Origin of the sequence: Desmospora activa DSM 45169, assembly GCF_003046315.1 — a bacterium.
Classification (GTDB): domain Bacteria; phylum Bacillota; class Bacilli; order Thermoactinomycetales; family DSM-45169; genus Desmospora; species Desmospora activa.
Genome location: NZ_PZZP01000002.1, coordinates 449,796 through 472,514, shown reverse-complemented (window position 1 = coordinate 472,514; position 22,719 = coordinate 449,796). Strand labels below are relative to the sequence as shown.

General features: G+C 53.3%; 20 protein-coding genes. 19 read left to right on the top strand and 1 reads right to left on the bottom strand.

Annotated features, from left to right (window positions below; genetic code table 11):
• Nucleotides 1-87 precede the first annotated feature (87 nt).
• From mdcH to C8J48_RS15495, 7 genes are all read left to right on the top strand, one after another.
• Nucleotides 88-1,020 carry a malonate decarboxylase subunit epsilon gene (mdcH, locus tag C8J48_RS15525; protein WP_107728150.1) on the top strand — a complete coding sequence of 311 codons (933 nt, stop codon included), beginning with the start codon at nucleotides 88-90 and terminating at the stop codon, nucleotides 1,018-1,020.
• A 3-nt stretch (nucleotides 1,021-1,023) separates the two neighbouring features.
• Complete coding sequence (gene mdcA / locus C8J48_RS15520; protein WP_107728149.1) at nucleotides 1,024-2,688, top strand: malonate decarboxylase subunit alpha; 1,665 nt, start codon at nucleotides 1,024-1,026, stop codon at nucleotides 2,686-2,688.
• Nucleotides 2,688-3,584, top strand: coding sequence for a triphosphoribosyl-dephospho-CoA synthase (locus C8J48_RS15515; RefSeq protein WP_211316660.1), 897 nt, complete (start codon nucleotides 2,688-2,690; stop codon nucleotides 3,582-3,584). Before mdcA ends, C8J48_RS15515 begins: the two co-directional genes overlap by 1 nt.
• Nucleotides 3,565-3,870, top strand: a complete 306-nt coding sequence (locus C8J48_RS15510; RefSeq protein ID WP_107728147.1) for a malonate decarboxylase subunit delta — start codon at nucleotides 3,565-3,567, stop codon at nucleotides 3,868-3,870. The genes C8J48_RS15515 and C8J48_RS15510 overlap by 20 nt, the downstream gene beginning before the upstream one ends.
• Nucleotides 3,854-5,569: a biotin-independent malonate decarboxylase subunit beta gene (gene mdcD / locus C8J48_RS15505; protein WP_107728146.1), complete on the top strand. Its 1,716-nt coding sequence runs from the start codon at nucleotides 3,854-3,856 to the stop codon at nucleotides 5,567-5,569. The genes C8J48_RS15510 and mdcD overlap by 17 nt, the downstream gene beginning before the upstream one ends.
• A gap of 20 nt (nucleotides 5,570-5,589) precedes the next feature.
• Complete coding sequence (locus C8J48_RS15500) at nucleotides 5,590-6,162, top strand: malonate decarboxylase holo-ACP synthase (RefSeq protein WP_245891247.1); 573 nt, start codon at nucleotides 5,590-5,592, stop codon at nucleotides 6,160-6,162.
• Between the two features lie 104 nt (nucleotides 6,163-6,266).
• Nucleotides 6,267-6,497 carry a hypothetical protein gene (locus C8J48_RS15495; protein ID WP_107728270.1) on the top strand — a complete coding sequence of 77 codons (231 nt, stop codon included), beginning with the start codon at nucleotides 6,267-6,269 and terminating at the stop codon, nucleotides 6,495-6,497.
• Nucleotides 6,498-6,533: 36 nt separating this feature from the next.
• On the opposite strand, the gene C8J48_RS15490 is transcribed toward C8J48_RS15495, so the two are convergent.
• A complete protein-coding gene (locus C8J48_RS15490) occupies nucleotides 6,534-8,585 on the bottom strand; it encodes a transglycosylase domain-containing protein (RefSeq protein WP_170105607.1) in 2,052 nt (683 codons plus the stop codon).
• A gap of 337 nt (nucleotides 8,586-8,922) precedes the next feature.
• Here C8J48_RS15490 and speE point away from each other — a divergent pair, with 337 nt between their 5' ends.
• The 12 genes from speE (at nucleotide 8,923) to kamC (ending at nucleotide 22,718) form a co-directional block, all read left to right on the top strand.
• The gene (gene speE / locus C8J48_RS15485) at nucleotides 8,923-9,756 is read left to right on the top strand and encodes a polyamine aminopropyltransferase (RefSeq protein ID WP_107728269.1); all 834 of its coding nucleotides are present in this window, start codon (nucleotides 8,923-8,925) and stop codon (nucleotides 9,754-9,756) included.
• A 6-nt stretch (nucleotides 9,757-9,762) separates the two neighbouring features.
• Complete coding sequence (gene speB / locus C8J48_RS15480) at nucleotides 9,763-10,635, top strand: agmatinase (protein WP_107728143.1); 873 nt, start codon at nucleotides 9,763-9,765, stop codon at nucleotides 10,633-10,635.
• A 261-nt stretch (nucleotides 10,636-10,896) separates the two neighbouring features.
• Nucleotides 10,897-11,349, top strand: coding sequence for a YwiB family protein (locus tag C8J48_RS15475; protein WP_107728142.1), 453 nt, complete (start codon nucleotides 10,897-10,899; stop codon nucleotides 11,347-11,349).
• The gene (gene argS, locus C8J48_RS15470) at nucleotides 11,346-13,016 is read left to right on the top strand and encodes an arginine--tRNA ligase (protein WP_107728141.1); all 1,671 of its coding nucleotides are present in this window, start codon (nucleotides 11,346-11,348) and stop codon (nucleotides 13,014-13,016) included. Before C8J48_RS15475 ends, argS begins: the two co-directional genes overlap by 4 nt.
• A gap of 205 nt (nucleotides 13,017-13,221) precedes the next feature.
• Nucleotides 13,222-13,392, top strand: coding sequence for a DUF1427 family protein (locus C8J48_RS15465; protein WP_107728140.1), 171 nt, complete (start codon nucleotides 13,222-13,224; stop codon nucleotides 13,390-13,392).
• A 790-nt stretch (nucleotides 13,393-14,182) separates the two neighbouring features.
• Entirely contained in the window at nucleotides 14,183-15,478 is a 1,296-nt protein-coding gene (locus tag C8J48_RS15460) for a M14 family metallopeptidase (protein WP_107728139.1), read from the top strand.
• Nucleotides 15,479-15,745: 267 nt separating this feature from the next.
• Nucleotides 15,746-17,131 carry a sigma-54 interaction domain-containing protein gene (locus tag C8J48_RS15455; RefSeq protein ID WP_107728138.1) on the top strand — a complete coding sequence of 462 codons (1,386 nt, stop codon included), beginning with the start codon at nucleotides 15,746-15,748 and terminating at the stop codon, nucleotides 17,129-17,131.
• A complete protein-coding gene (locus C8J48_RS18555) occupies nucleotides 17,128-17,532 on the top strand; it encodes a hypothetical protein (protein WP_146160517.1) in 405 nt (134 codons plus the stop codon). The genes C8J48_RS15455 and C8J48_RS18555 overlap by 4 nt, the downstream gene beginning before the upstream one ends.
• Nucleotides 17,480-18,544, top strand: coding sequence for an L-erythro-3,5-diaminohexanoate dehydrogenase (gene kdd / locus C8J48_RS15450; protein WP_107728137.1), 1,065 nt, complete (start codon nucleotides 17,480-17,482; stop codon nucleotides 18,542-18,544). The genes C8J48_RS18555 and kdd overlap by 53 nt, the downstream gene beginning before the upstream one ends.
• Before the next feature lie 178 nt (nucleotides 18,545-18,722).
• Entirely contained in the window at nucleotides 18,723-20,027 is a 1,305-nt protein-coding gene (kamA, locus tag C8J48_RS15445; protein WP_245891246.1) for a lysine 2,3-aminomutase, read from the top strand.
• On the top strand, nucleotides 20,027-21,079 hold the full coding sequence (gene kamB / locus C8J48_RS15440) for a lysine 5,6-aminomutase reactivase subunit KamB (protein ID WP_107728135.1): 1,053 nt from the start codon (nucleotides 20,027-20,029) through the stop codon (nucleotides 21,077-21,079). The genes kamA and kamB overlap by 1 nt, the downstream gene beginning before the upstream one ends.
• Nucleotides 21,063-22,718, top strand: a complete 1,656-nt coding sequence (kamC, locus tag C8J48_RS15435) for a lysine 5,6-aminomutase reactivase ATPase KamC (RefSeq protein ID WP_170105605.1) — start codon at nucleotides 21,063-21,065, stop codon at nucleotides 22,716-22,718. The genes kamB and kamC overlap by 17 nt, the downstream gene beginning before the upstream one ends.
• Nucleotide 22,719: the final 1 nt, after the last annotated feature.

The window sequence follows — 22,719 nt, the reverse complement described above, 5'->3', positions numbered from 1 at the left end:
AGATTTTTCGGATTTTTCTACCCAGAGAAAGTAGCACATCTGGCACCAAATGTAAAGAAAGAGAGGGCTTATTTAAGGGGGGAGTCCATGAGGGTTGCATACCAGTTTCCAGGGCAAGGCTCTCAATATCCGGGGATGCTCCGCCATCTGCCCGATCATCCGGCGGTGGCCCGCACCCTGGTGGAGGCGGGAGAAGTGCTGGAAGAGAATGTGCGTGAGCTGGATCGAGCCGAACGCTTATCATCCACCACAGTGACACAAGTTTGTCTGCTTATCGCCGGTGTGGCGACAGCGCGTGTATTGATGGAAGAGGGGGCGATACCCGATGCGGTGGCAGGTCACTCTGTCGGTGCCTTCGGGGCAGCGGTGACGGCAGGGGTTTTGGATTTTCGGGATGCACTGCAGATGGTACGGTTGCGCGGCTGTCTGATGGAAGAAGCTTATCCTCGCGGTTATGGGATGGGAGTGGTGACAGGCATGGGGGAACAACGGTTGCTCTCCCTGGTGGAATCAGTCCAATCACCGGATGATCCGGTTTACCCCGCCAATTTTAACGCTTGCGACCAGATTGTGATTGCTGGGAGCATAACGGGGCTGGAGCAGGTATTTGCCGCCGCTTTCAGAGAGGGAGCTCGCCAAGCGCATCTCCTCGATGTGAGTGTTCCTTCTCACTGTCCCTTGTTGAAAGGCGTATCGAAACGATTGGCTGCGGCTTTAGACGATATAACGGTGCGGGAGCCGCGTATGCCATTTGCCGGAAATCGTCGAGGTCGCTTGTTACGACGAGCAGAAGTGGTAAAGGAGGATTTGGCGCTGGGGGTTTCCCACCCTGTCCGTTGGTTTGATGCCACCTCGCTGCTGGTGGAAGTGGGTGTCCGCCTTTATGTGGAGATGCCACCCGGCTCTGTCTTGACCCGCTTGGCGACCAACGCCTTTCCGGAGGTACGATCGCTGGCGGTGGACGATAGTGGTGTGAGATCGGCTGCAATCTTAACAAAACGGATACAAAAGGAGGCGTAAACGATGAATCCATCCGTACAAACCCCACCATCGCAACGGTCCTGGACCCGGCGGCGAGAGGAAAAGACCCGCCGCCTTGTAGAAGCAAAACGGTGCGCATCAGGAAAAGTGATTCCGACAAACCGGATGGTAGAGGCGCTGGAGGTGCTGCTCGCACCAAAAGATCGTGTGGTGTTGGAGGGGAACAACCAGAAACAGGCGTCTTTTTTGTCCGATGCTCTGGCCCAAGTGAATCCGGGGAAAATTCAGCGATTGCATCTCATTATGTCTAGTATTTCCCGGCCGGAACATCTGGATATTTTTGAAAAGGGGATCGCGGAGAGAGTAGATTTCTCCTATGCGGGTCCTCAAAGCCTCCGAATCGCGCAGATGCTGGAAGACGGCATTCTGCAAATGGGAGCGATCCATACGTACTTAGAGTTGTTCGGGCGACTCTTTATCGATTTGATTCCCAACGTGGCCCTGGTGGCGGCAGATAAAGCGGATGAAGCCGGCAATTTGTACACGGGAGCCAACACGGAGGAGACTCCTACCCTGGTGGAGGCGACGGCCTTTAAAGACGGAATTGTGATCGCCCAGGTGAATGAGTTGACGGAGGAGTTGCCGCGGGTGGATATCCCTGGCTCATGGGTGGATTTTATCGTGGAAGCGGATCAGCCGTATCAATTGGAGCCCCTGTTTACCCGCGATCCGCAGCATATTACGGAGTTGCAGATCTTGATGGGAATGATGGCGATTCGCGGTATTTATGAACGTCACCAGGTCCAATCGCTAAACCATGGCATCGGCTTTAACACCGCCGCAATCGAGCTGTTGCTACCTACCTATGGGGAGCGGCTTGGACTGAAGGGGAAGATATGCAAACATTGGGCGTTAAACCCGCACCCCACCTTAATTCCAGCGATTGAGAGCGGATGGGTGGAAAGTGTCCACTGTTTCGGCGGGGAAGTGGGGATGGAACGATATGTGGCCGCCCGTCCTGACATCTTTTTTACCGGTCCGGACGGCAGCTTGCGTTCCAATCGTACGATGTCACAAGTAGCAGGGCTATACGCCGTAGACCTTTTTATTGGTTCGACATTGCAGATGGATCGAGACGGTAACTCCTCCACAGTAACGTCCGGACGACTGTCGGGGTTCGGTGGCGCTCCTAACATGGGGCATGATCCCGGCGGCCGCCGCCATGCAACGCCCGCCTGGCTGGAGATGAAAAGGGGAGATGATCCCCTCGGCCGTGGGCGAAAGTTGGTGGTTCAGATGGTGGAGACCTTCCAAGCAGGGAACGCTCCGGTGATCGTTGAATCCCTGGATGCCATCGATGTCGCTGAGCGGGCCGGTTTGGCCACGACTCCTGTGATGATTTATGGAGATGATGTTACCCATGTGGTGACGGAAGAGGGAATCGCTTATCTCTATCAGGCGCACAGTTTGGAGGAGCGGCGGGAGGCGTTGTCCGCAATCGCCGGGGTATCGCCTACGGGTCTATCTTTCGATAGGGGGCGGTTGGAACAGTTGCGCCGCGAGGGGATAGTGGCTTTTCCCGAGGATTTGGGTATTCGTCGTACGGAGGCAAAGCGCTCGCTGCTGGCCGCTAAAAACGTGGAAGATCTCGCGGAATGGTCGGGTGGTTTGTATGAGCCACCGGTTCGTTTCCGGAGTTGGTTATGATGAAGGAATTGACGATTGTCGCTGGGAAAGTGACGGGGGATCGAAGAGAGCTGGCGATGTTGGCGGTCCAGTCCTTGATCGAGGAAGCGGAACTTACCCCTAAACCAGGGTTGGTGGATCGAGAGAGTTCTGGTGCTCATACGGATCTCGATATAGATTTGATGCTCCGTTCTGCTCACTCTCTTACCGACGCATTTGCTGCGATGGTGGATGCTGCTGTCGGAAAAAGGCCTGATCAAGAACTGCGGGAAGAACTGGCTCAGATCGGGCGGGAGGGGGAGCGGGCGATGTTTCAAGCTACCGGGGGCACCAACACCCACAAGGGAGCGATTTGGGCCTTAGGTCTCCTCGTGGCCGGTGCGGCGATCCATGAACGGGGAGCGGCTCCGGAGCAAATCGCGATGACGGCTGGAACCATCGCTCGGTATCGGGATCGTTGGGCACCGGTAGCTGAAACCAATGGGTCTCAGGTTTGCAGACGGTACGGAGTGACGGGAGCAGTGGGGGAAGCGCAAAACGGGTTTCCCCATGTGATCGATGTCGCTTTGCCAACTTTACACAAGGCGCGTCAGCGTGGGATGAGTGAGCGTTACGCTCGATTGGACACCCTGGTTTCTCTGATCGTGCGAGTAGAGGATACCTGTTTGCTCCATCGAGGGGGAATCGAAGCGTTAACGATGGCCCAAACAGGGGCACGAGAGATTTTAGCACAGGGAGGAGCCTCCACTGCTGCGGGATGGGAAGCGCTAAAACGATTAGATGTAAAGTTGCTGGAACGCCGCGCATCCCCGGGGGGAAGCGCCGACTTGCTGGCGGCGACTCTGTTTTTGGATCGAGTGAGTGGTAGGAATATCAGACCAACCGGAGGTGGCGGGAATGGAAACCCTGTCCTTTGAATACGCGGCGACTAAACCATTAAAAAATCGAGCCCATGTCGGAGTGGTGGGCTCCGGGGATCTTGAAGTGTTGCTGGAGGGCTCGGAAGAGCCAAAAGCCCGGATCGTCGTGAGAACCGGTAGCGAAGGATTTGGCCAAACATGGCAAGCGGTGTTGGAGCGATTTTTTACCATTCACGATGTGGCTGCTAATGTGACAATCAATGATTTCGGAGCCACACCCGGCGTGGTGAAACTGCGACTGGAACAGGCGTTGGAGGTGGGATTGCATGAAGCAGGCAATTAAACGGAGCTTTGTGGAATTGAGCGCACGGGAGCGTGCCGTCTCTATTCTCGATCAGGGAACTTTTCGGGAATTGCTCGATCCTTTTGATCGAATTGAATCGCCCCATTTGCTTCCGCAAGGAATTGTTCCCCAGAGCGATGACGGGGTTGTGGTCGCTCGCGGTCGGATCGACGGGGAGCCGGCGGTCGTCTTATCGATTGAGGGTTCTTTTCAGGGTGGGGGCATTGGGGAGGTTTCCGGCGCCAAAATCGCAGGAGCGCTGGAATTAGCACTTCACGACAACGAGCGGGGCGTGACCACGCGTCCCGTCGTCATCTTTGATACCGGTGGTGTGCGGCTCCAAGAGGCCAACCATGGGTTGTTAGCCATTTCTGAGATGATCGCAGCGGTCGTCGCTCTACGCCGCCATGTCCCTGTTGTCGGGGTGATCCCAGGGAAAGTGGGATGCTTTGGCGGGATGTCGATCACGGCGTCACTGTTTACTACTTTGATCATGACGCGGGAGGGGCGCTTTGGACTAAACGGTCCCGAAGTGATCGAACAGGAGGCAGGCATCGAGGAGCTGGACTCCTGCGATCGCCAACGGGTCTGGGATGCGATCGGGGCTACCCGCCGCCATGGAGTCGGGTTTATCGATGAACTGGTGGCCGATGATGTCGATGCGATTGGAGCTGCGATTCGGCGAGCCTTTGCTGCACCGCTGCCGAAGTTGCACCGTACGGAACAGGTGGAGGAATATCAATCGCTCCTGAGCCGGGTGGATCCGACCCGTCCTTTGGATGGGGCTACTCTGGAGAAGATCTGGGCGGAGCCTTTACCGAGCAGCGAGGGAAGCGATATTCAACAGTTGTCGCATTCCGTGGAAGGGGTATCCGTTAGCCGAGGGCGCATATGGCTAAAGGCTTTGACGGGGATGTCGGGTGTAAAAGGGGAGGTTCCCTCTGTTCAGTTCGCCGATGCGCAGCTGAATGGAGAACCGGTCCGTTTTATTTCCGTTGTACCAAACCCTTCCGCCCGGTTTCCACGGGCGCGGCACGGAGAGGTCGGGTTGGAGGAAGGTTGGGCAATCGCAAAAGTGGTCCGTCAAGCGATGGAGGAAGACCGGGACGGCCATCGTCGTGCCATTGTCGCCATTGTGGATGTGCCGAGTCAGGCCTATGGTTACCGGGAGGAATTGCTGGGTATCTCCTACGCCTGTGCTGCGGCGGCAGACGCATATGCATCAGCCCGGATGGCGGGCCACCCCGTCATCGCCCTGATCGTGGGTAAAGCAATCTCCGGAGCCTTTTTAGCACACGGATTTCAGGCCAATCGCCTTCTCGCCCTCAACGACGAAGGGGTTCAGGTTCATGCCATGTCCAAACCGTCTGCTGCCCGCATCACCCGCCGCTCCATAGAAGAACTGGAAGAAGTGACCCGCAAAGTTCCCTCTATGGCCTACGATATCCAATCTTTTGCCACCTTGGGCGCCTTAGATGAACAAATTGACGGAATCGATGCGGATCAGCCGCGGGCAACCGACATCCAAAAGATTCAAGCGGTACTCACCCAATCCATTGCAGATATCCGTGCCAACCCCAGCGATCTAAGCCGTCGTGTGCGGACGGAAGCGGCGCGGAGTGGCGGACGACGTTCTTCTATTCAAGTGCGGAAGTTGTTGCAGGAGCAATGGGAGACTTTTTGCCACACTACCTGTTGAGGTTGGGGAAAGCGAAGGATTTGGTCACGGATGTGACGCCGCCTGAATGGGTTGGGGAATCTTTGTGTATCGCCCCTTGGGTAGTGGTAAGGAGGGCACCAGTAAAGAATGGTCTCATTCCTGTGGGGGTGAGGGGAAAGGAACGGAAGCAACGGTTTGCGGCTTATCTGCCGCCGGGATTGGTGCAGGAGCAAATATCTCCAGAGCGGTTGGCTGTAGCAAGAGATTGGCAAAAGATGCGGAGATCTCGATTTCAACAGGCGATTGCAGCATTGGATGTCGTAAAAGCGATCATGGAGAGAGTTTCTCTTTCTTGGGGGCCGGTCGGCAGTGTGGGATTTGAACTGGCGACAGGCGTACCTGTCGTAAAGCCCACCAGTGACCTTGATCTCATTTTGAGAACACCGGACGAGATCCCATATGAAACTGCCCATTGGCTGGTTCGGGCGTTGGAGGTTGTCCCTGTGCGAGTGGATGTGCAGATAGAGACAGCGATTGGAGCGGTAGCTCTGACGGAATACGCGGGGGAAGGGGAAAAAATTCTGCTGCGAACGATGAATGGACCGGTACTTATCACACGGGAGGAGCTGTGAGTGTGACAGCAGAATCCCCTGGTTTACGCATGGAGAGTGGTCAAGAGGAAAAAGCAATATTGTTACCGCCATCCGCACACCCTATGGGAAAGGAGGCGGTTTCCATGGAACCAACAGATCAAAACGAACACTATGCTCGTCACGGTGGAGTTCATTTTACGCCGAATGCCTCTCCAGAAGCGATTAATCGATTTGTTAATCGTCTACCGGAGGAGAGGCGGGACAGCTTCTACGAAGTGATCAAAGAATTGAGTGAAGCAAACCTGATCACCTTGCACAATGATGGCGTGCTGGCCGATGGTGAAGGAAAAGTAGGAGGAAGCGACGACTGCTGACGAGGGGTGTATCGAAGGATAAAAATGGTGGTCGGTTTAACCGAACCACCATTTTATGATGCGCTCCCACCAGGATGAGTTTCGCTCTTCTTTTGGTTTAGGGTGATGGAGGGAACAGGTTTGCCTAGGTTCCGTACCCTGTAAAAAGTAGGAATCGATGGTGCGGGGGCACTCTGATCCCGCCACCAACCCGCTTTCTGGATCGATCTTCACCCGTACCACTCCCTGGGGAACGGAGAAACGGTGTGGCTTTACATGGGCCAACGCATCCCGCATAAAGGAGCCCCATGCTTGATGCGTCAAACGGGAGGTGCCCTGCGGCAACGGCCGGTGCTGATCGAATCCCAGCCACACCGTAGTGGCTAGATCTGGGGTATAGCCCGACAGCCAAGAATCCCAGTCGGTACTGCCGGTTTTGCCTGCTACCGGCCGTTTAAGGAACTGCTTGACGCGATTGGCGGTTCCTCCTGGTTGAAATACCTTTTTCAGCATATGGGTCATCACAAATGCTTCTGCGGGAGAGAGCACCTTTTCTTCCTGCGGTTTTGCTTGTGCCAGCACCCGGCCGTCAGGCGCTTCGACCCGCAGGATGGAAGTGGGGGGATGGTGCATTCCACCAGCTGCCAATGTAGCATATACCTGAACCATCTCATAAGGGCTGACGTCGCTGGTGCCCAGGGCCAGAGAAGGAACCGGGTTTAGCGGGCTGTGAATACCGAGGCGTCGAGCCATACGTACGGTTTCTTCCTCTCCGATCGTCAGATGGGTATGAATGGCGTATACATTGTCCGAGGTGGCGATTGCTTCCCCCATGGAGATGAAGCGATTGGCATAACGCCCGTGATAGTTGGTAGGACGGTATGGTTTTTCCTCATGGAAAAACGATGTCGGCTTGCTTTCAAAACGGGCAGCGGGAGTTAGTCCTCGTTCCAGCGCAGCCAGGTACACAACCGGTTTAAAAGTGGAACCCGGCTGCCGTTTGGCAAAAACTCGATTAAATTGGGAACGACGATAATCTTTTCCCCCCACCATTGCTTTAATGTGGCCGGTTTGTGGGTCGACGCTGATCAATGCTCCCTCTAAGTCAGGTTGGGCGGCTAAGCTGTGTTCCATCGCATGTTCTGCCTGCTCCTGCATCGACAAATCCAGCGTGGTATAAATCCGTAAACCACCGTTCTGTACTAGCGCCTCATCCAAACCAAAGCGGGAGACGGCCTCATTGAGCACAACATCCCGAAACCAGGGAGCACGGGCTGGACCGGGTTTGGGTGGCGTGGAGAACACCAGCTGCTCTTGTTTGGCCTGCTTCGCCGCTTGCGCCGTAATGGTCCGATGGCGAGTCATAGCATCCAGAATGGCGAGTTGCCGCTGCTTGGCCCGTGTTTCGTTTTGTAAGGGGGAATACCAACGTGGGCCACGCGGAATTCCCGCCAGCATCGCACTTTCCGCCAATGTAAGACGGTGGGCAGGCTTACCGAAATAAGCCCGGGCCGCCCGCTCCGCTCCATAGGAGCCATGGCCGTAATAAATTTTGTTTAGATACATCTCCAGAATTTCATCTTTACTAAAATGAAGTTCCAACTGTGCGGTGTAAATCGCTTCTTTTAATTTACGAGACCAGGTACGGTCATGGGTTAGATAGAGATTGCGGGCCAGTTGTTGCGTGATTGTACTGGCTCCTTGGGCCACCCGTCCGGATCGCAGATTGACCCAGGCAGCCCGCAGGATTCCCCGCGGGGAGAAGCCGTGATGGTGATAAAACTGGCGATCTTCTGCGATCAGCGTAGCCTGGATCAACGAGGCGGGCAGTTGTTTTAACGGGATATAATTCCGGTGCTCCCCTTTATCCCATTGATCGATAGCCCGTCCCCGCACATCGACGATTTGCGTGGTCATGCCGATATCAGGGGGAGGCAGGGGCTTTGATTTTAAATAAAGGACGGTGAGAATGGCGAGGCCTACCCCGGCCAACAGACAAAAAAGAGCCCAACGCAACAGGAGGCGCCCTCTCCGCCACCAGCGTCCGACGGCTGGGAAGATGGATGGGATGGAATTAGTGGATGTGGTACGATCGATGTTATCGGCCATCGTCATTCCCCCTGTTGATGGGTCAAGTGATGTGGGCGGTTCGGGGTGATTTCCTTCACGACTGTTATGGTATCCCCCGGCCTGGCAATCCTTACTAGTATGAAGAGCGAAAGGGGCACTTATACAGAGGAAGTCTGTTGTCGATCTAAATAATGGGATTACTTTTGGGAGCGAAGTGTCTTTGCTATGCTGCTCAGCAGATCCAAAAATCCCTTCCTCCTACACAGGAACTAATGCGAAAGTCGAGGATATCCTTGATTCATGATTGTGTTGGGCCGTTGATTGGATTATTCTTAAGGGAGGTTTGTAGTAAAGGAGAAGAATGGAATCCATGGATATGCAATTGTGGTATACGGAAAAACAAACACCCAATTTTGGGATCACCGCTAAAATTGGACAAACCCTCCATCATGAACAGACCGAGTTTCAAAGCTTGGATGTGATTGAGACGGAGGAGTTTGGTCGAATGTTGGTTTTGGATGGAATGGTGATGACGACGGACCGGGATGAATTTGCCTATCATGAAATGCTGGCACATGTCGGCATGGTTACCCATCCGAACCCTAAACGGGTGCTTGTTGTCGGCGGTGGAGATGGTGGGGTGATCCGTGAAGTGCTGAAGCACCCCAGCGTGGAATCCGCCACTCTTTGTGAAATTGACGGCCGTGTGGTTGACGTTTCCCGCGAATATTTCCCCGCTATCGCCGGTGCACTGTCCGATCCCCGGGTTCGCATTTGTGTCGAGGATGGGATTAAGCACATCGACGCACATCCGGAAGAGTATGATGTCATTCTGGTTGACTCTACCGAACCGGTGGGACCGGCTGTTGGCTTGTTTCAGCGTCCGTTTTACCAAGGGATTCACCAGGCGTTGCGAGGGGATGGCGTGATGGTAGCACAGACGGAATCCCCCTGGTTTAATCGAGATCTGATCGTCCAGGTAAATCGGGATATCCGTTCCCTTTTCCCGGTGACACGCTTATATACAGCCAGCATCCCCACCTATCCCAGCGGATTGTGGAGCTTTACCCTAGGTTCCAAGGAGCGAGACCCGTTGGCGGTGGACCCCGGCGACATCCCCGAATTGGCTACCCGTTATTACACGCCGGAACTACACCATGCGCTGTTTTCGCTGCCGGCGTTTGTCAAGGAATTAACGGAACAGGAGTGATCCGTGGTGCGTTTTGACGAAGCTTATTCTGGCCATGTGTTTATCGGGTCTACCTCCGATCTGGAACGGGCGGAAACGGTGCTGTACGGGATGCCGATGGACTGGACCGTCAGTTATCGGCCGGGCTCCCGCTTCGGTCCCAATCGAGTGCGGGAAGTCTCGATCGTGCTGGAAGAGTACAGCCCTTATCTCGATCGGGATTTATCCGATATCCATTACTATGATGCTGGCGATATTCCCCTACCCTTCGGGAATCCGGAGAAAAGCATCCAGGTAATCGGCCAGTTTGTCGAAAAAGTGATGGATCGAAAAAAGCGTCCCATCGGCATCGGCGGTGAGCATTTGGTGACATGGCCGGCTGTGCGGGAAGTGCATAAGCACCATCCCCGATTGGCGGTAATCCATTTGGATGCCCACGCCGATTTGCGTACCGATTATGAAGGGGAGATTTACTCCCATGCTACGCCATTGCGCAAAATCGCACAGCTGTTGGGAGCGGAAAATGTGTACCAGTTCGGCATCCGTTCCGGTACGCGGGAGGAGTTCCAATATGCGCAGCGGGAGGGGATTCATTTCCACCCGTATCACGTTTTGCAGCCTCTCAAAGAAGCGTTGCCGCAACTGGATGGACGTCCCGTCTATGTTACGGTGGATATCGATGTGTTGGATCCGGCTTTTGCGCCGGGAACAGGTACTCCGGAACCGGGAGGGATCACTTCGACGGAATTGCTGGCGTCCATCCACGCCATCGCCCAATCCGGTGTCCATGTGGTAGGGGCTGACTTGGTCGAAGTGGCACCGGCATACGATCCCAGCGATCAAACACCTGTAGTGGCGGCCAAGGTGTTGCGCGAAATGCTGTTGGGCTTTACCCGGTGAAGTCCAGAAGGGGTGTTTGGAAGCGCACACCCTTTGCTGTACCGCTTAACGGTGGCTACTGGGGTGGGTAAAAGCGAGCACTTCGTTCCCAAGTCTCGCACTGCACTTACCAGCACAAGTCTCGCTATGGTCACTTCGTTCCCAAGTCTCGCACTGCACTCAGTTTGTTTTGCCCGCTTTTGCAGGCAGGAGCTGGGATGAACGGTTTTTACTTTTTACCACCCTACCAAAACCTTCCCTTATTTGTAGGGAGGGTTTGCCTTGCTGGAGTATCGAAGGAAAGGAGCCGTCGATGTGAGTACGATACGCCTGGAGATATCCTCCCACATCCATTCTGGGGATAATGGTAAACAGGAGAGTATTGATCAGCAGTTGGACGGCCGCTTAGAGCAAAAAGGAGACATCTGGATTCTCCGTTATGTAGAAAATATGGGAGAGTCCGATCAAGTCCGAACGACAGTCAAAGCCGGGCCGGAAGAAGTGATGGTAATCCGGCAAGGGATGATTTCTTATCGGACAACTTATCGGCCCGGGACAACCACCTACAGTGTGATTGAAGCAATGGGAGGCACGTCGGAGTTGAAAGTGGAAACGGTGGATTATGTCCGCGAAGACGGTCACATCCGGTTTTCTTTTCATCTGAGCACGGGTGAAGAAGTGATGGGCCTATACCAGTTGGATATCCGTTGGACGGAGGGATCAAAAGAATTATGAACGCATTGGAACATATGCAGGAAATATTGAAACAGGAATTAAAAGAGGCGGCCGTACGGGCCGGATTGGCTGGAGAGGCTGAAGTTCCCCCCGTACATCTGGAAGTGCCGCGGGATAAAACCCACGGGGATTTGGCTACCAATCTGGCGATGCAATTGACCAAAATCGCCAAACAAAACCCGCGCCAGATTGCAGCGGCAATCGTGAAGCACCTTGATCGGCAAAAAGCGTTTATCAAAGAGATTGAGGTGGCTGGACCGGGGTTTATCAACTTTTTTATCGATCGCTCGTTTTTGACAAATGTCCTAACAGAGATGGCGGTGTCGGGAGAGCGTTACGGAACTTCCGACTCCGGAGATGGCAAAAAAGTGCTGGTGGAGTTTGTTAGTGCCAACCCCACCGGTAGCCTTCATCTGGGACATGCTCGCGGGGCGGCGATCGGGGATGTTTTGTGCAATGTGCTGGATGCAGCGGGATATGATGTCACCCGTGAATACTATATCAATGATGCCGGCAACCAGATGAACCTGATGGCAGCATCATTGGAGGCCCGCTATCGGGAAGCGTTGGGCCTGGAGGCGGCATTCCCGGAAGATGGATACCGTGGCCAGGATATCGTGGAACTGGGGCGGAAGCTGGCGGAAGAAGAAGGAGACCGTCTCATCCACATGGATCGGGACGATCGTTTCGCTTTTATCCGGGAATACGGTTTGCGTCACCTGTTGGGTAAAATCAAGCGTGATTTGGAAAATTATCGTGTTCGGTTTGACAGTTGGTTTAGCGAGACAGGGATGTATCAGTCTGGAACTGTACAGGCGGCGGTAGAGGAGTTGACCCGTTTAGGGCAAACCTATGAAAAAGAGGGCGCTGTCTGGTTGAAAGCGTCTGCCTTTGGTGACGATAAGGACCGGGTATTGGTAAAGCAAGATGGTTCCTTCACATATTTTACACCGGATATTGCCTATCACCGCGACAAATACAACCGTGGCTTTGATCGTATCGTCAATATTTTTGGCGCCGATCATCATGGCTATGTTCCTCGAATGAAAGCGGCCATGACCGCACTGGGATTTGACCCAGAGAAGATGACATTTTTGATTACGCAGATGGTGAAGCTATATCAGGGTGGAGAGCTAGTAAAAATGTCAAAACGGACCGGTAAAGCGATCACCCTGGTTGAACTGATGGAGGAAGTAGGGGTGGATGCCACCCGCTATATTTTTGCCATGCGGAGTCCGGACAGCCATCTTGACTTTGATATGGATTTGGCCGTCTCCCACTCCAACGAAAACCCGGTTTTTTATGTACAATACGCCCATGCCCGCATTAACAGCGTTTTTCAGCAGGCGAGGGAACGGGGCATTTCCGTAGAGTTGGATCCAGTTTCTCTGTCCGCGCTGACGGTGGAACAGGAATACGACCTATTACAAAAACTGGCGGAGTTCCCCAGTGAAGTGGCTATTGCCGCAGACCAGCTGACTCCTCATCGGGTGGTGCGCTATCTGTATGAGCTGGCGACCCAATTGCACAGCTATTACAATGCCAACCGGGTAATTCAGGAAGATCAAACCTTGACCCGGGCCCGTCTCTCCCTATTGATCGGAGTAGCCCAAGTGTTGAAAAACGGGCTTTCCATGATCGGTGTACACGCCCCGGAAAAAATGTGAGGAAACTTGATTTTCTACCGCAACGGAAGAATTTTGATGTTGCGGTTACCCAGACAAGAATACTGCTTCACTTCGTGAATATGACAGTATTACTTTTCGCTCGCAGCCCATCCACTCAAGGATAGCGATGGGGCTCCTGGTAGATGTCATTGAGCATTGATGAGAAAGGAGGGGGATGGGACATTCGTTTTGTCCATTTACAATGATGAAACTATACCTTCTCCCTTTGTTGACTGGATTAATCGTCGGCTTCTTGTTTGCCCTGATGAAACTGCCGATTCCAGCGCCACCCGCACTTCCGGGGATCTTGGGAATCGTCGGCATCTATTTGGGCTTTAAGCTTTTTCATTGGATGAGTCAATTATGGGTGGGATGACTACACCCCATGCGAAACGGTGGGGATTATTGGGTAATCCTCGGCAATCCAAGAAAGTGAACCAAGAAGACCATGGGCCCCTCAGCGACCCATTTGTAAACAGGAAGGCAGTTTCTTGAAATGCATATCTGCCCATCGATGCAGCTGCTAGTTTACATTCCGTTGAAATCGGGGTAGAATAAACATAAAAGAAGCACATACTATAAAAGGCACGAACCCGCACCAACGGGTTCGTCCTAACAAACACTTTACGGTTTAGTGTTTAGAAGTCTGGTCCCCGTGGCGGCGGGTATCGGACTTCTTGCGTCTTTGGCGGTTTTGCAGCCAGTGAGCCAGCATTACCGGTCCAAAGACCAGAAATCCTTGCCACAGATGTCTGAAAAGCCGTGACAGCAAGTCCCACATGCGGAATCACCTCCTTCCGCAGTAAACTCACGGAAGGTACACCTCCTTTCCAGGGGCCGTTATTGGCTACCCCTGCCCTGACCGGTGACAAAGGCCAGAGCAGGGGTCCATAGGGCGCCCAAAAAAGAGACTCGCATGGAGAGGAGAAACGTCCGATTCGGATCGTGCCTTGTCCATTCAGTATAACATCGATTAATTGAATATTGGGCCGAATACAAAATGTGTTATACATAAATGATTGTTCACTTTATGTGGGGTTACATCATGCCATGGGGGAAAAGATGCGGATTCCTTTTTAAAAATATTGAAATTTCAAATCTATAACGATATCATGATAAATGATAGGAACAACCCGTTACGTGGAGAGCGGAAAGGGGTTTATGGGATGAGGGGAAAACGATGGTTGTGCGGATTGGTAGCCTTGTTGTTGGCGGTATCGGTCGGACCGTGGGGATGGATGGAGTCACAGGCGCAGTCGATTAAACCGGAGTTTGCTATGGAGGAAGCAAAGTTTCCTTATCAAATCGAGGGCGTAAACACGAGGGAAGAGCGGACGGCTATCGCTCGAACCGGAGTGGCCATCGATGAAGTGGGCGATGATTATGTGGTGATCCATGCTGTTGACAGGGATTTGGAGCGCTTGCGCCAGTTGGGATTCCAACCGCGGAAGCTGATGAAAGCGATGGATTTTCCTCCAGGGGATTCCGATTATCATAATTATGATGAGATGGTAGAGAAAATTCAGCAGACTGCTCGGAAGTATCCGGATATCGTTAAGCTGTTTAGCATTGGTCAATCCCATGAGGGACGCGAGCTGTGGGCCGCCAAAATCAGCGACAACGCCGAGGTGGATGAGGATCAACCGGGTGTTCTATTTGTCTCCTTACACCACGCCCGTGAACATTTAACGGTGGAAATGGCATTAGAGGTATTGGATCTGTTTACCTCTACCTATGGTGAAGATGAGCGGATTACTCAATTGGTCGATTCTCGGGAGATTTTTATTGTGTTTAATCTCAACCCTGACGGGGGCGAATACGATATCAAGGATGACCGTTATCAGTACTGGCGCAAAAACCGACAACCCAACAGCGGTTCAACCGCGATCGGAACCGATCTCAACCGTAACTACGGCTATAAGTGGGGGTGCTGTGGCGGTTCCAGCGGTAATCCGGGAAGTGACACCTATCGTGGAAACGCTGCTTTCTCCGCCCCGGAAACGGCCCGCTTGCGCGATTTTATTGAAAATCGGACGGTGGATGGAGAGCAGCAGATTACCACAGCGATCTCCTTCCATACCTATAGTGAGCTAATTTTGTGGCCGTACGGCTACACCTACACCGATGTACCCGCGGATATGAACCCTGATGATTATCAGGTGTTTAAAACGATGGGTGAAACAATGGCAGAGACAAACGGTTATACCCCGCAGCAATCCAGCGATCTTTATATCACCGATGGGGATTTTTCGGATTGGGCCTATGGTGAACACAACATCTTCGCATACACCTTTGAAATGTATCCCAAAACATCCAATCCCGGCTTTTATCCCCCAGATGATGTGATTGAACGGGAAACCAAGCGCAATCGGGAGGCGGTTCTTTATTTGACGGAACAAGCAGACTGCCCCTACCGCACTATCGGCAAGGAAGGGACCTATTGTTCATCGGCTGCGCAGTAACGAAACGAATAAACGGGGAAAATAGCCGCTGATTTTAAAAGGGATCAGCGGTTTTTTTATGAATTTAAACGGTCTCTGATGGTGATTGACACTCGTTCCTTTTTTGGAAAATTCGTTTATATACAGGGCTCGCTATTGGCAACCTGATTTATTCTCCAGAAAACGCAATCGCTTCTAGACGATCCTAATCGACTCCCCTAAAATGAATATGACGAATATTGGGCATAAGGTGACGAATTGTTGGCACTATGTGGGGAGGGTGTGGGTATGGATCGGTTGCAGCAGGGGATGTTGCTGGAAGTGCTTCGTTCCATCGATGAGGGGATTCATGTGGTTGATGCTGAGGGAATGACGGTTTTCTACAATGAGCGGGCGGCGGCGTTGGATGGCTTATCCATGGAGGAAGTGAAGGGGACACATGTGCTGGAGGTGTTTCCTTCGCTAACGCCGAAGACGAGCACCTTGATGAAGGTGTTGGAAACGGGGAAGCCGATATATGACCAGCAGCAAGCGTATACCAACCGCCATGGTCACCGCATTGTTACCGTCAATACGACCTTGCCCCTGCTGGTGGAGGGACGGCGAGTTGGCGCGCTGGAAGTGGCCAAGGATGTGACGCGGATTCAGGAGTTGTCGGAACGGTTGATCGATTTGGAACAACGGATTGGCGCCGACCAGCGTAAAACGCCGTCGGGGCAGGAACTGTATCACTTTGACCGGATTGTGACCCAGGATCCGGCGATGGAGCGGGAGCTACTGCGTGCCCGTCGGGCATCCGCCACCCGCTCCCCCGTATTAGTAGTGGGTGAGACCGGCACGGGCAAAGAATTGGTGGTACAATCGATCCATTCAGGCTCTTCTCGCAAAGAGCAGCCGTTCATCGCCCAGAACTGCGCGGCTATACCTGCCTCATTGTTGGAGGGGCTCCTCTTTGGCACGGCTAAGGGGGCGTTTACCGGTGCGGAAGATCGACCGGGATTGTTTGAGTTGGCTGCCGGAGGGACACTCTTCCTGGATGAGATCCATGCGATGGCGGTGGATTTGCAAGCTAAACTGTTACGGGTGCTGGAGGATCGGATGGTGCGCCGGGTAGGGGATGTTCGTCTGCGCCCAGTGGATGTCCGCATTATCGCCGCAACCAATGAAGATCCGGCGGTTAGCTTGGCGGAGGGGCGGCTGCGAAAAGACCTTTTTTACCGTCTGCATGTGGTCCGAATCCAACTGCCTCCCTTACGGGAGCGACCAAAGGATATTCCTCTCTTAACCCGTCATTTTATCAAGAAGTTCAATTTTCAATTTGGGACTTTAGTCACAGATATTTCCGCTGAAGTAGAGGCGCTATTTCGTCGTTATCCCTGGCCAGGGAACGTGCGGGAATTGGAACACGCTATCGAAGGAGCGATGAACCAAGTGGAGGGGGATTGGATTGAAGTGGAGCATCTGCCTCCTCATTTGCTGGATGTTACCGTTCCCTTGCCGCAACTGGGGGAGATGGAGGGAGTAACACTTCCTGAGTGGTTGGAATCGATGGAGCGAAAGGCGATTCATCAAGCGCTCACCGCCAACGGCAACAATATCAAACAGACGGCACGACAGCTGGGGATTCCGCGTCAAACCCTGCAATATAAAATCAAGAAATGGAAGCTTCGTTGAAAAAAGCAGAAAAGGGCAAGTGGCTAGGCGGTCATGCGGTGTATGCATATCCGCAGGCCTGTTCAGTGGCGAAGCCAGCTCCTGTGAGTTGCAAACATTCGTCCTTCACCTGGCTTCGCGGCTGTCCCGTATTGGAATTGGATGGGATCAGACACTCAGACTCAAAAAATCCTTCCTTATTTGAAATAACGGTCATCAATAAACTTGATTTACTATCGTTAATAGTGCCGAAAATTCGGCTCTTTTTTATTGGAAAAAAAGGAACAAAAACGAGTCCTGAGGCGCTTTCAACGGTTGGCATAAAAATTGCAATATTAGAACGACAACGGTTTTTAGGAGGTGAAGCAGATGGATGCACGTTCGGAAGAGGTTCATTCATTGGGATTGCATCGGGTGGTTGAGCCACAGGGGATGTTGCCGCAACCGGCATGGAGGTTGGATGCGGAGCCGGTGTGCCATGACAATGAGCTTTTGCTCGATGTCGATTGCCTCAACATCGATTCCGCCTCTTTTAACCAGTTAAAACAATCCTGCGGTCAAGACCTGGAGAAGGTGAAGGAGCGGATTGCCGCGATTGTGGCAGAACGGGGTAAAATGCATAACCCCGCTACCGGTTCCGGCGGAATGCTGATTGGCAACGTCGCAGAAGTGGGACCCCACTTTCTCGCTGCGGATCAGTTACAAAAAGGGGAACGCCTCGCAACATTGGTTTCGCTTACCTTAACACCGCTCTATTTAACAGCGATTCATGATGTTGATATGGAAACGGGCCAGGTACATGTCGAGGGAAAAGCGATTCTCTTTGCCAGTGGGCCGTATGCACGATTACCGGAGGATATACCGGAACAGCTATCTCTGGCGTTGTTGGACGTATGTGGCGCTCCAGCCCAAATCGCCCGTATCGTCAAGCGGGATCAGACAGTGGTGGTGCTGGGGGCAGGCGGAAAATCCGGGTTGTTGTGTTTGGCGCAAGCACGACGGCAGTTGGGTAATAGCGGGCAATTGATTGCGTTGGAATCGAGGCAGGAGGCATGTGCTGAGATTCGCCGTCTGCAACTGGCGGATGATGTGTTGCAGGTAGATGCCCGTAATCCTGTGGCGGTATTAGAGGTAGTAGAGACGGTAACCAACCGGCGGCTGGCGGATTGGACCATTAACTGTGTCAATGTTCCCGATACGGAGTTGTCTTCCATTCTGGCGACGCGGGATGGGGGTGGCGTTTACTTTTTTAGCACGGCGATCCGTTTTACCGCGGCGGCCCTTGGTGCGGAAGGAGTAGGCCGGGATGTACAAATGCTGATCGGCAACGGCTACGCCCCCGGTCATGCGGATTTGGCCTTGGATCTCGTGCGTACACAGCCGCAACTGTTGCAACTGCTTCAAGCCCGGTATACCCGAGTACAGCAGAATTAGCTAAAACACCGGGAGTACAACCTTCCAACCCAAGGTTGGCTTTACCATTAAACCTTCCTTTTGGGTGAGAGCCAACGAATTTTACCTCCCACAGGGGATGACAAACAGAAAAGACAGGGATGTGCGGTGAAGTTCCGCTTAATGTGATTGAATCCATTGTGAAAGGATGGGATCAAATATGCGCGATTGGCGTGAAGTGGAATTGTGGAAAGATGTGACGGAGGAACAGTGGAACGATTGGTTGTGGCAGCTGACCCATACGATTCGTAAGTTGGAGGATCTACAAAAGGTGATCAATCTTACTCCCGCTGAAACGGGTGGAGTCGATATCGCCAACCAGACGATTCCGCTCAATATCACCCCCTACTATGCGCTGCAGATGGATGTGGATGATCCCACCGATCCGATTCGGATGCAGTCGGTACCCATTTCCGCCGAATTGGAACAGACGCGATATGACATGGAAGATCCACTGTTGGAGGATACGGATTCCCCGGTTCCGGGTTTGACCCACCGTTATCCGGATCGGGTGTTGTTTCTGATCACCAACCAGTGTTCCATGTATTGTCGCTACTGTACGCGTCGCCGTTTTTCCGGCCAGATCGGGATGGGTGTTCCCAAAAAACAGATGGATGCCTGTATCGATTATATCCGCAACACACCTGCGGTTAGGGATGTACTGCTCTCCGGCGGTGACGGATTGTTGGTCAATGATCGCATCCTGGAGTATCTCTTAAAAAATCTGCGCGAGATCCCCCATGTGGAGATTATTCGCATCGGGACACGGGCGCCGGTGGTATTTCCCCAGCGCGTCACGGAAGACCTCTGTACCATCCTAAAAAAATATCATCCCGTCTGGCTCAACACCCATTTTAATCATCCAAAGGAAATCACCCCCGAAGCGAAACGGGCTTGTGAAATGTTGGCCGACGCCGGTGTCCCTCTAGGGAATCAGGCGGTGATTTTGGCAGGTATCAACGATTGTCCCCATGTGATGAAGAAGTTGAACTATGAGTTGGTCAAAATTCGGGTTCGTCCTTACTACATTTATCAATGCGATCTGTCGGAAGGGATTGGTCATTTCCGCGCTCCCCTTTCCAAAGGGTTGGAAATCATGGAATACCTGCGCGGCCATTCGTCGGGTTATTCCGTTCCCACCTTTGTCGTTGATGCTCCCGGTGGCGGTGGGAAAATTCCGGTCATGCCCAATTATGTTGTCTCCCAAAGCTCGCAAAAGACGATTTTGCGTAACTTTGAAGGGGTGATCACCTCTTATCCCGAACCGCAAAACTACAAGGAACACGACAAAGAAAACTGTGCACACTGTCAGGCGGCAGCGGGCCACAATATCGGCATTGCCTCCTTGATGGCCGACGATCAGATCAATCTAGAGCCCAAGATGTTGACCCGTGAGGAGCGGCGTGGTGATTTTGAACGACGCAAGCGTAAGATTCCGAAACCGAAGACCACTGTCCAATCGTGATGAAACCGATCCAATCCTGTGCTGTGTTCGGTCTAGCCAAAAATGTAGGCAAAACGACAGTGCTTAACGCGATGGCAAAACAAGCGGAGATGGAAGGAGTCACCCTCGGCCTCCTCAGTGTCGGTGTGGATGGTGAAAAGCGGGATGTGTGGAGCTTACGGGAAAAACCGCCGATCCATGTTCCTACTGACGGCTGGGTCGCCACTGCTGCTTCACTGCTGGAGCCGAATGCGGGGAAGTGGGAATGGGTAGAGGAAACCGGAATCCATTCGCCGCTGGGTCCAGTGGTGATCGCCCGTGCCCGCACAAGGGCAACCGTGAAGTTGGCGGGGGTGAATCGCAGCCGTGGAGTAGCGGAGGTATTACAGCGGATGGAGCAGTTGGGAATCTTGTTGGCTCTGGTGGATGGGGCGTATGATCGCAAAGCTGCCGGTGATCCCTGGTTGACGGATACGGCGGTTGCCGTTGCCGGAGCTGCTCTGGGTCCCTCATTGGATGCGGTGGTAGAACGGGTGGCGGAGTGGTGGTCGATTGCTGCTTTACCAGCGGTCACCTCTCCGTTGCTGCAACAAGCGGGGAAAAACGCCCGTGACCGTGGTCGATTGGCGGGGGTGCGAGGAGGAGAGGTGGTTTCTCTCCCTTTTTCTTCTTTGTTGATGCAGCAATCGCAATGGCAGCAAACATTGGATAAACCAGAATGGACCGCTCTCGCCCTGCCCGGAGCCTTAACGGAATCAGCGTTAGCGCTATTGCTGGGCCGAGGAAGCCCCCTAGATCTAATTTTGTCCGATCCCACCCGCTGCTTCGTCTCCCGCCGTAGCTTACGTCGTTGGTTTCGCATGGGTGGTAAGTTGCTCTATCTACGACCTTTGCGGTTGCGTGCCTGGGGGATCAATCCGGTTTCACCTGACGGGTATACACTGGATTCCCATCGCTTGCAGGAAAGGATTGCCAAAATTGTACACCCTGTGCCGATCGTGGATGTCAAGCAGGAGGGGTGGCCGTTTTCGTTGTTGCCGAGGGAGGGGAAGAACAATGCCATGGATGGATGAGCAATCGCAACAGGCGCTCTTGTGGCCGCAAGTGTGGGCGCGATTTCAGCCGTTAACCCCGATGGGGCAGCGGGCCAAAAAGGAGCTGTCCCCTTTTCAACCTGGTGACGAAGATGCGTGGGAGCGCTGTATCCAGGAGCAGGAGCGCTGCCTGAAGCGGGCGGAACAAGATCCGGACTGGGAGGTAAGACTTGAGGAGAATCTTACCTCTATTCCTGATGCGGAAGCGGTGGTGGCGGAGTTGGAACGAGAGAGTGTTCCGTCGTTGCTCGGCTGGTTTCGGCTCAAGGGATTGATCTGGTATGGACGGCAAGTGATTGCGGCATGGCCGGAAGAAGTTGCCGTTGGGGTTGATAGTGAAATGCAAACCTGGGAAGATGTGCTGCGCATCTTCAATCCGGAGCTGATACGGAAGCCTTCATTTGCCCTCAATGATGCATTTGATCCCCGTTTGGCTGATATAAGGCAAGAAGTGGCAGCTTGTGAACGAAAGCGGGTAGAGGTGCGGGAAGAGCGAGCAGGCGCGATTGAGCAAAAATACGGAGTAAAACGGAATCACGCCGGTGAATGGATAGTAGAGCGAGGAAATGCCGTCTATGAGGGGCTGATGGCAGACCCCCAAGTTGAGAAGGTGCGGGATTCCCCCTTTGAGGGGGTGTTTTCCCTCCTTACGACTGAAGAAGAACGTAATGTCCTTGTTCAGCGGCAACAGGCGGAAGAAGAGTTGGAACAGGTGGAGCAAGAAGTGCTATCCACTCTCGCTCGACGGATACGCCCCTATCTCTCTTGGTTGCAGCGTGTATTGCAGGAAGTGGTTTGGATCGATCTACAATGGGCCCGTGTACGGTTGGCGCGGAAATGGAACGGCGTCCCTCCCCAGCTTGATCGTGACGTTTTTCACTTAAAAGGGGCGGTTCACCCTGCGGTAGTGGCATCTCTGGAGCAAAAAGGGGCAGCATTCACTCCCGTAGATGTTACCGTCAAAAAAGGGACAACCGTCGTGATCGGGCCCAATATGGGGGGCAAGACAATTGCGCTAAAAACAGTGGGAGTGGTAGCGGCACTGGGGCAGTTTGGTTTTTTTGTACCGGCTCGTTCCTGTGGGATGCCTTTGTTTCCCTGGATCCGGACCGTAATCGGGGATGGACAGGATGAGCGGGACGGTCTCAGCACCTTTGGTGCAGAAGTAAAACGGTTGACAGAAGCGATACAACAAGCGGATGCCGGTTTATTGTTGCTGGATGAAGTGGGCCGTGGCACCAATCCGGTAGAGGGGTCTGCTCTGGCAACGGCGGTAACGGAAATGCTTGCGATTTCCTCTATCTGGTCGTTGCAAGCGACACACTTCAGCGAAGTTGTGGAAGTAGGGGGAATTCATATTTATCGTACGGCCGGATTACGGAACCCCCAGGCTTGGAACGCGGAAGATGGCCCGATGGAGGTGGATTATCGTCTGCTGCCAGGGGCGGGAGAGGGAGTGCCCCGACAAGCATTGATCATCGCAGAGGCTTTGGGATTCCCGCGGCCGATATTGGAAAAAGCGCAGCGACGGCTGAAATCCAGAGATAGTGAGCAGGTTGAGCCGTCATCCGACCCTCTTTCGATCGATACTGAGACTGTTGAGACTCCGTACGACTGAA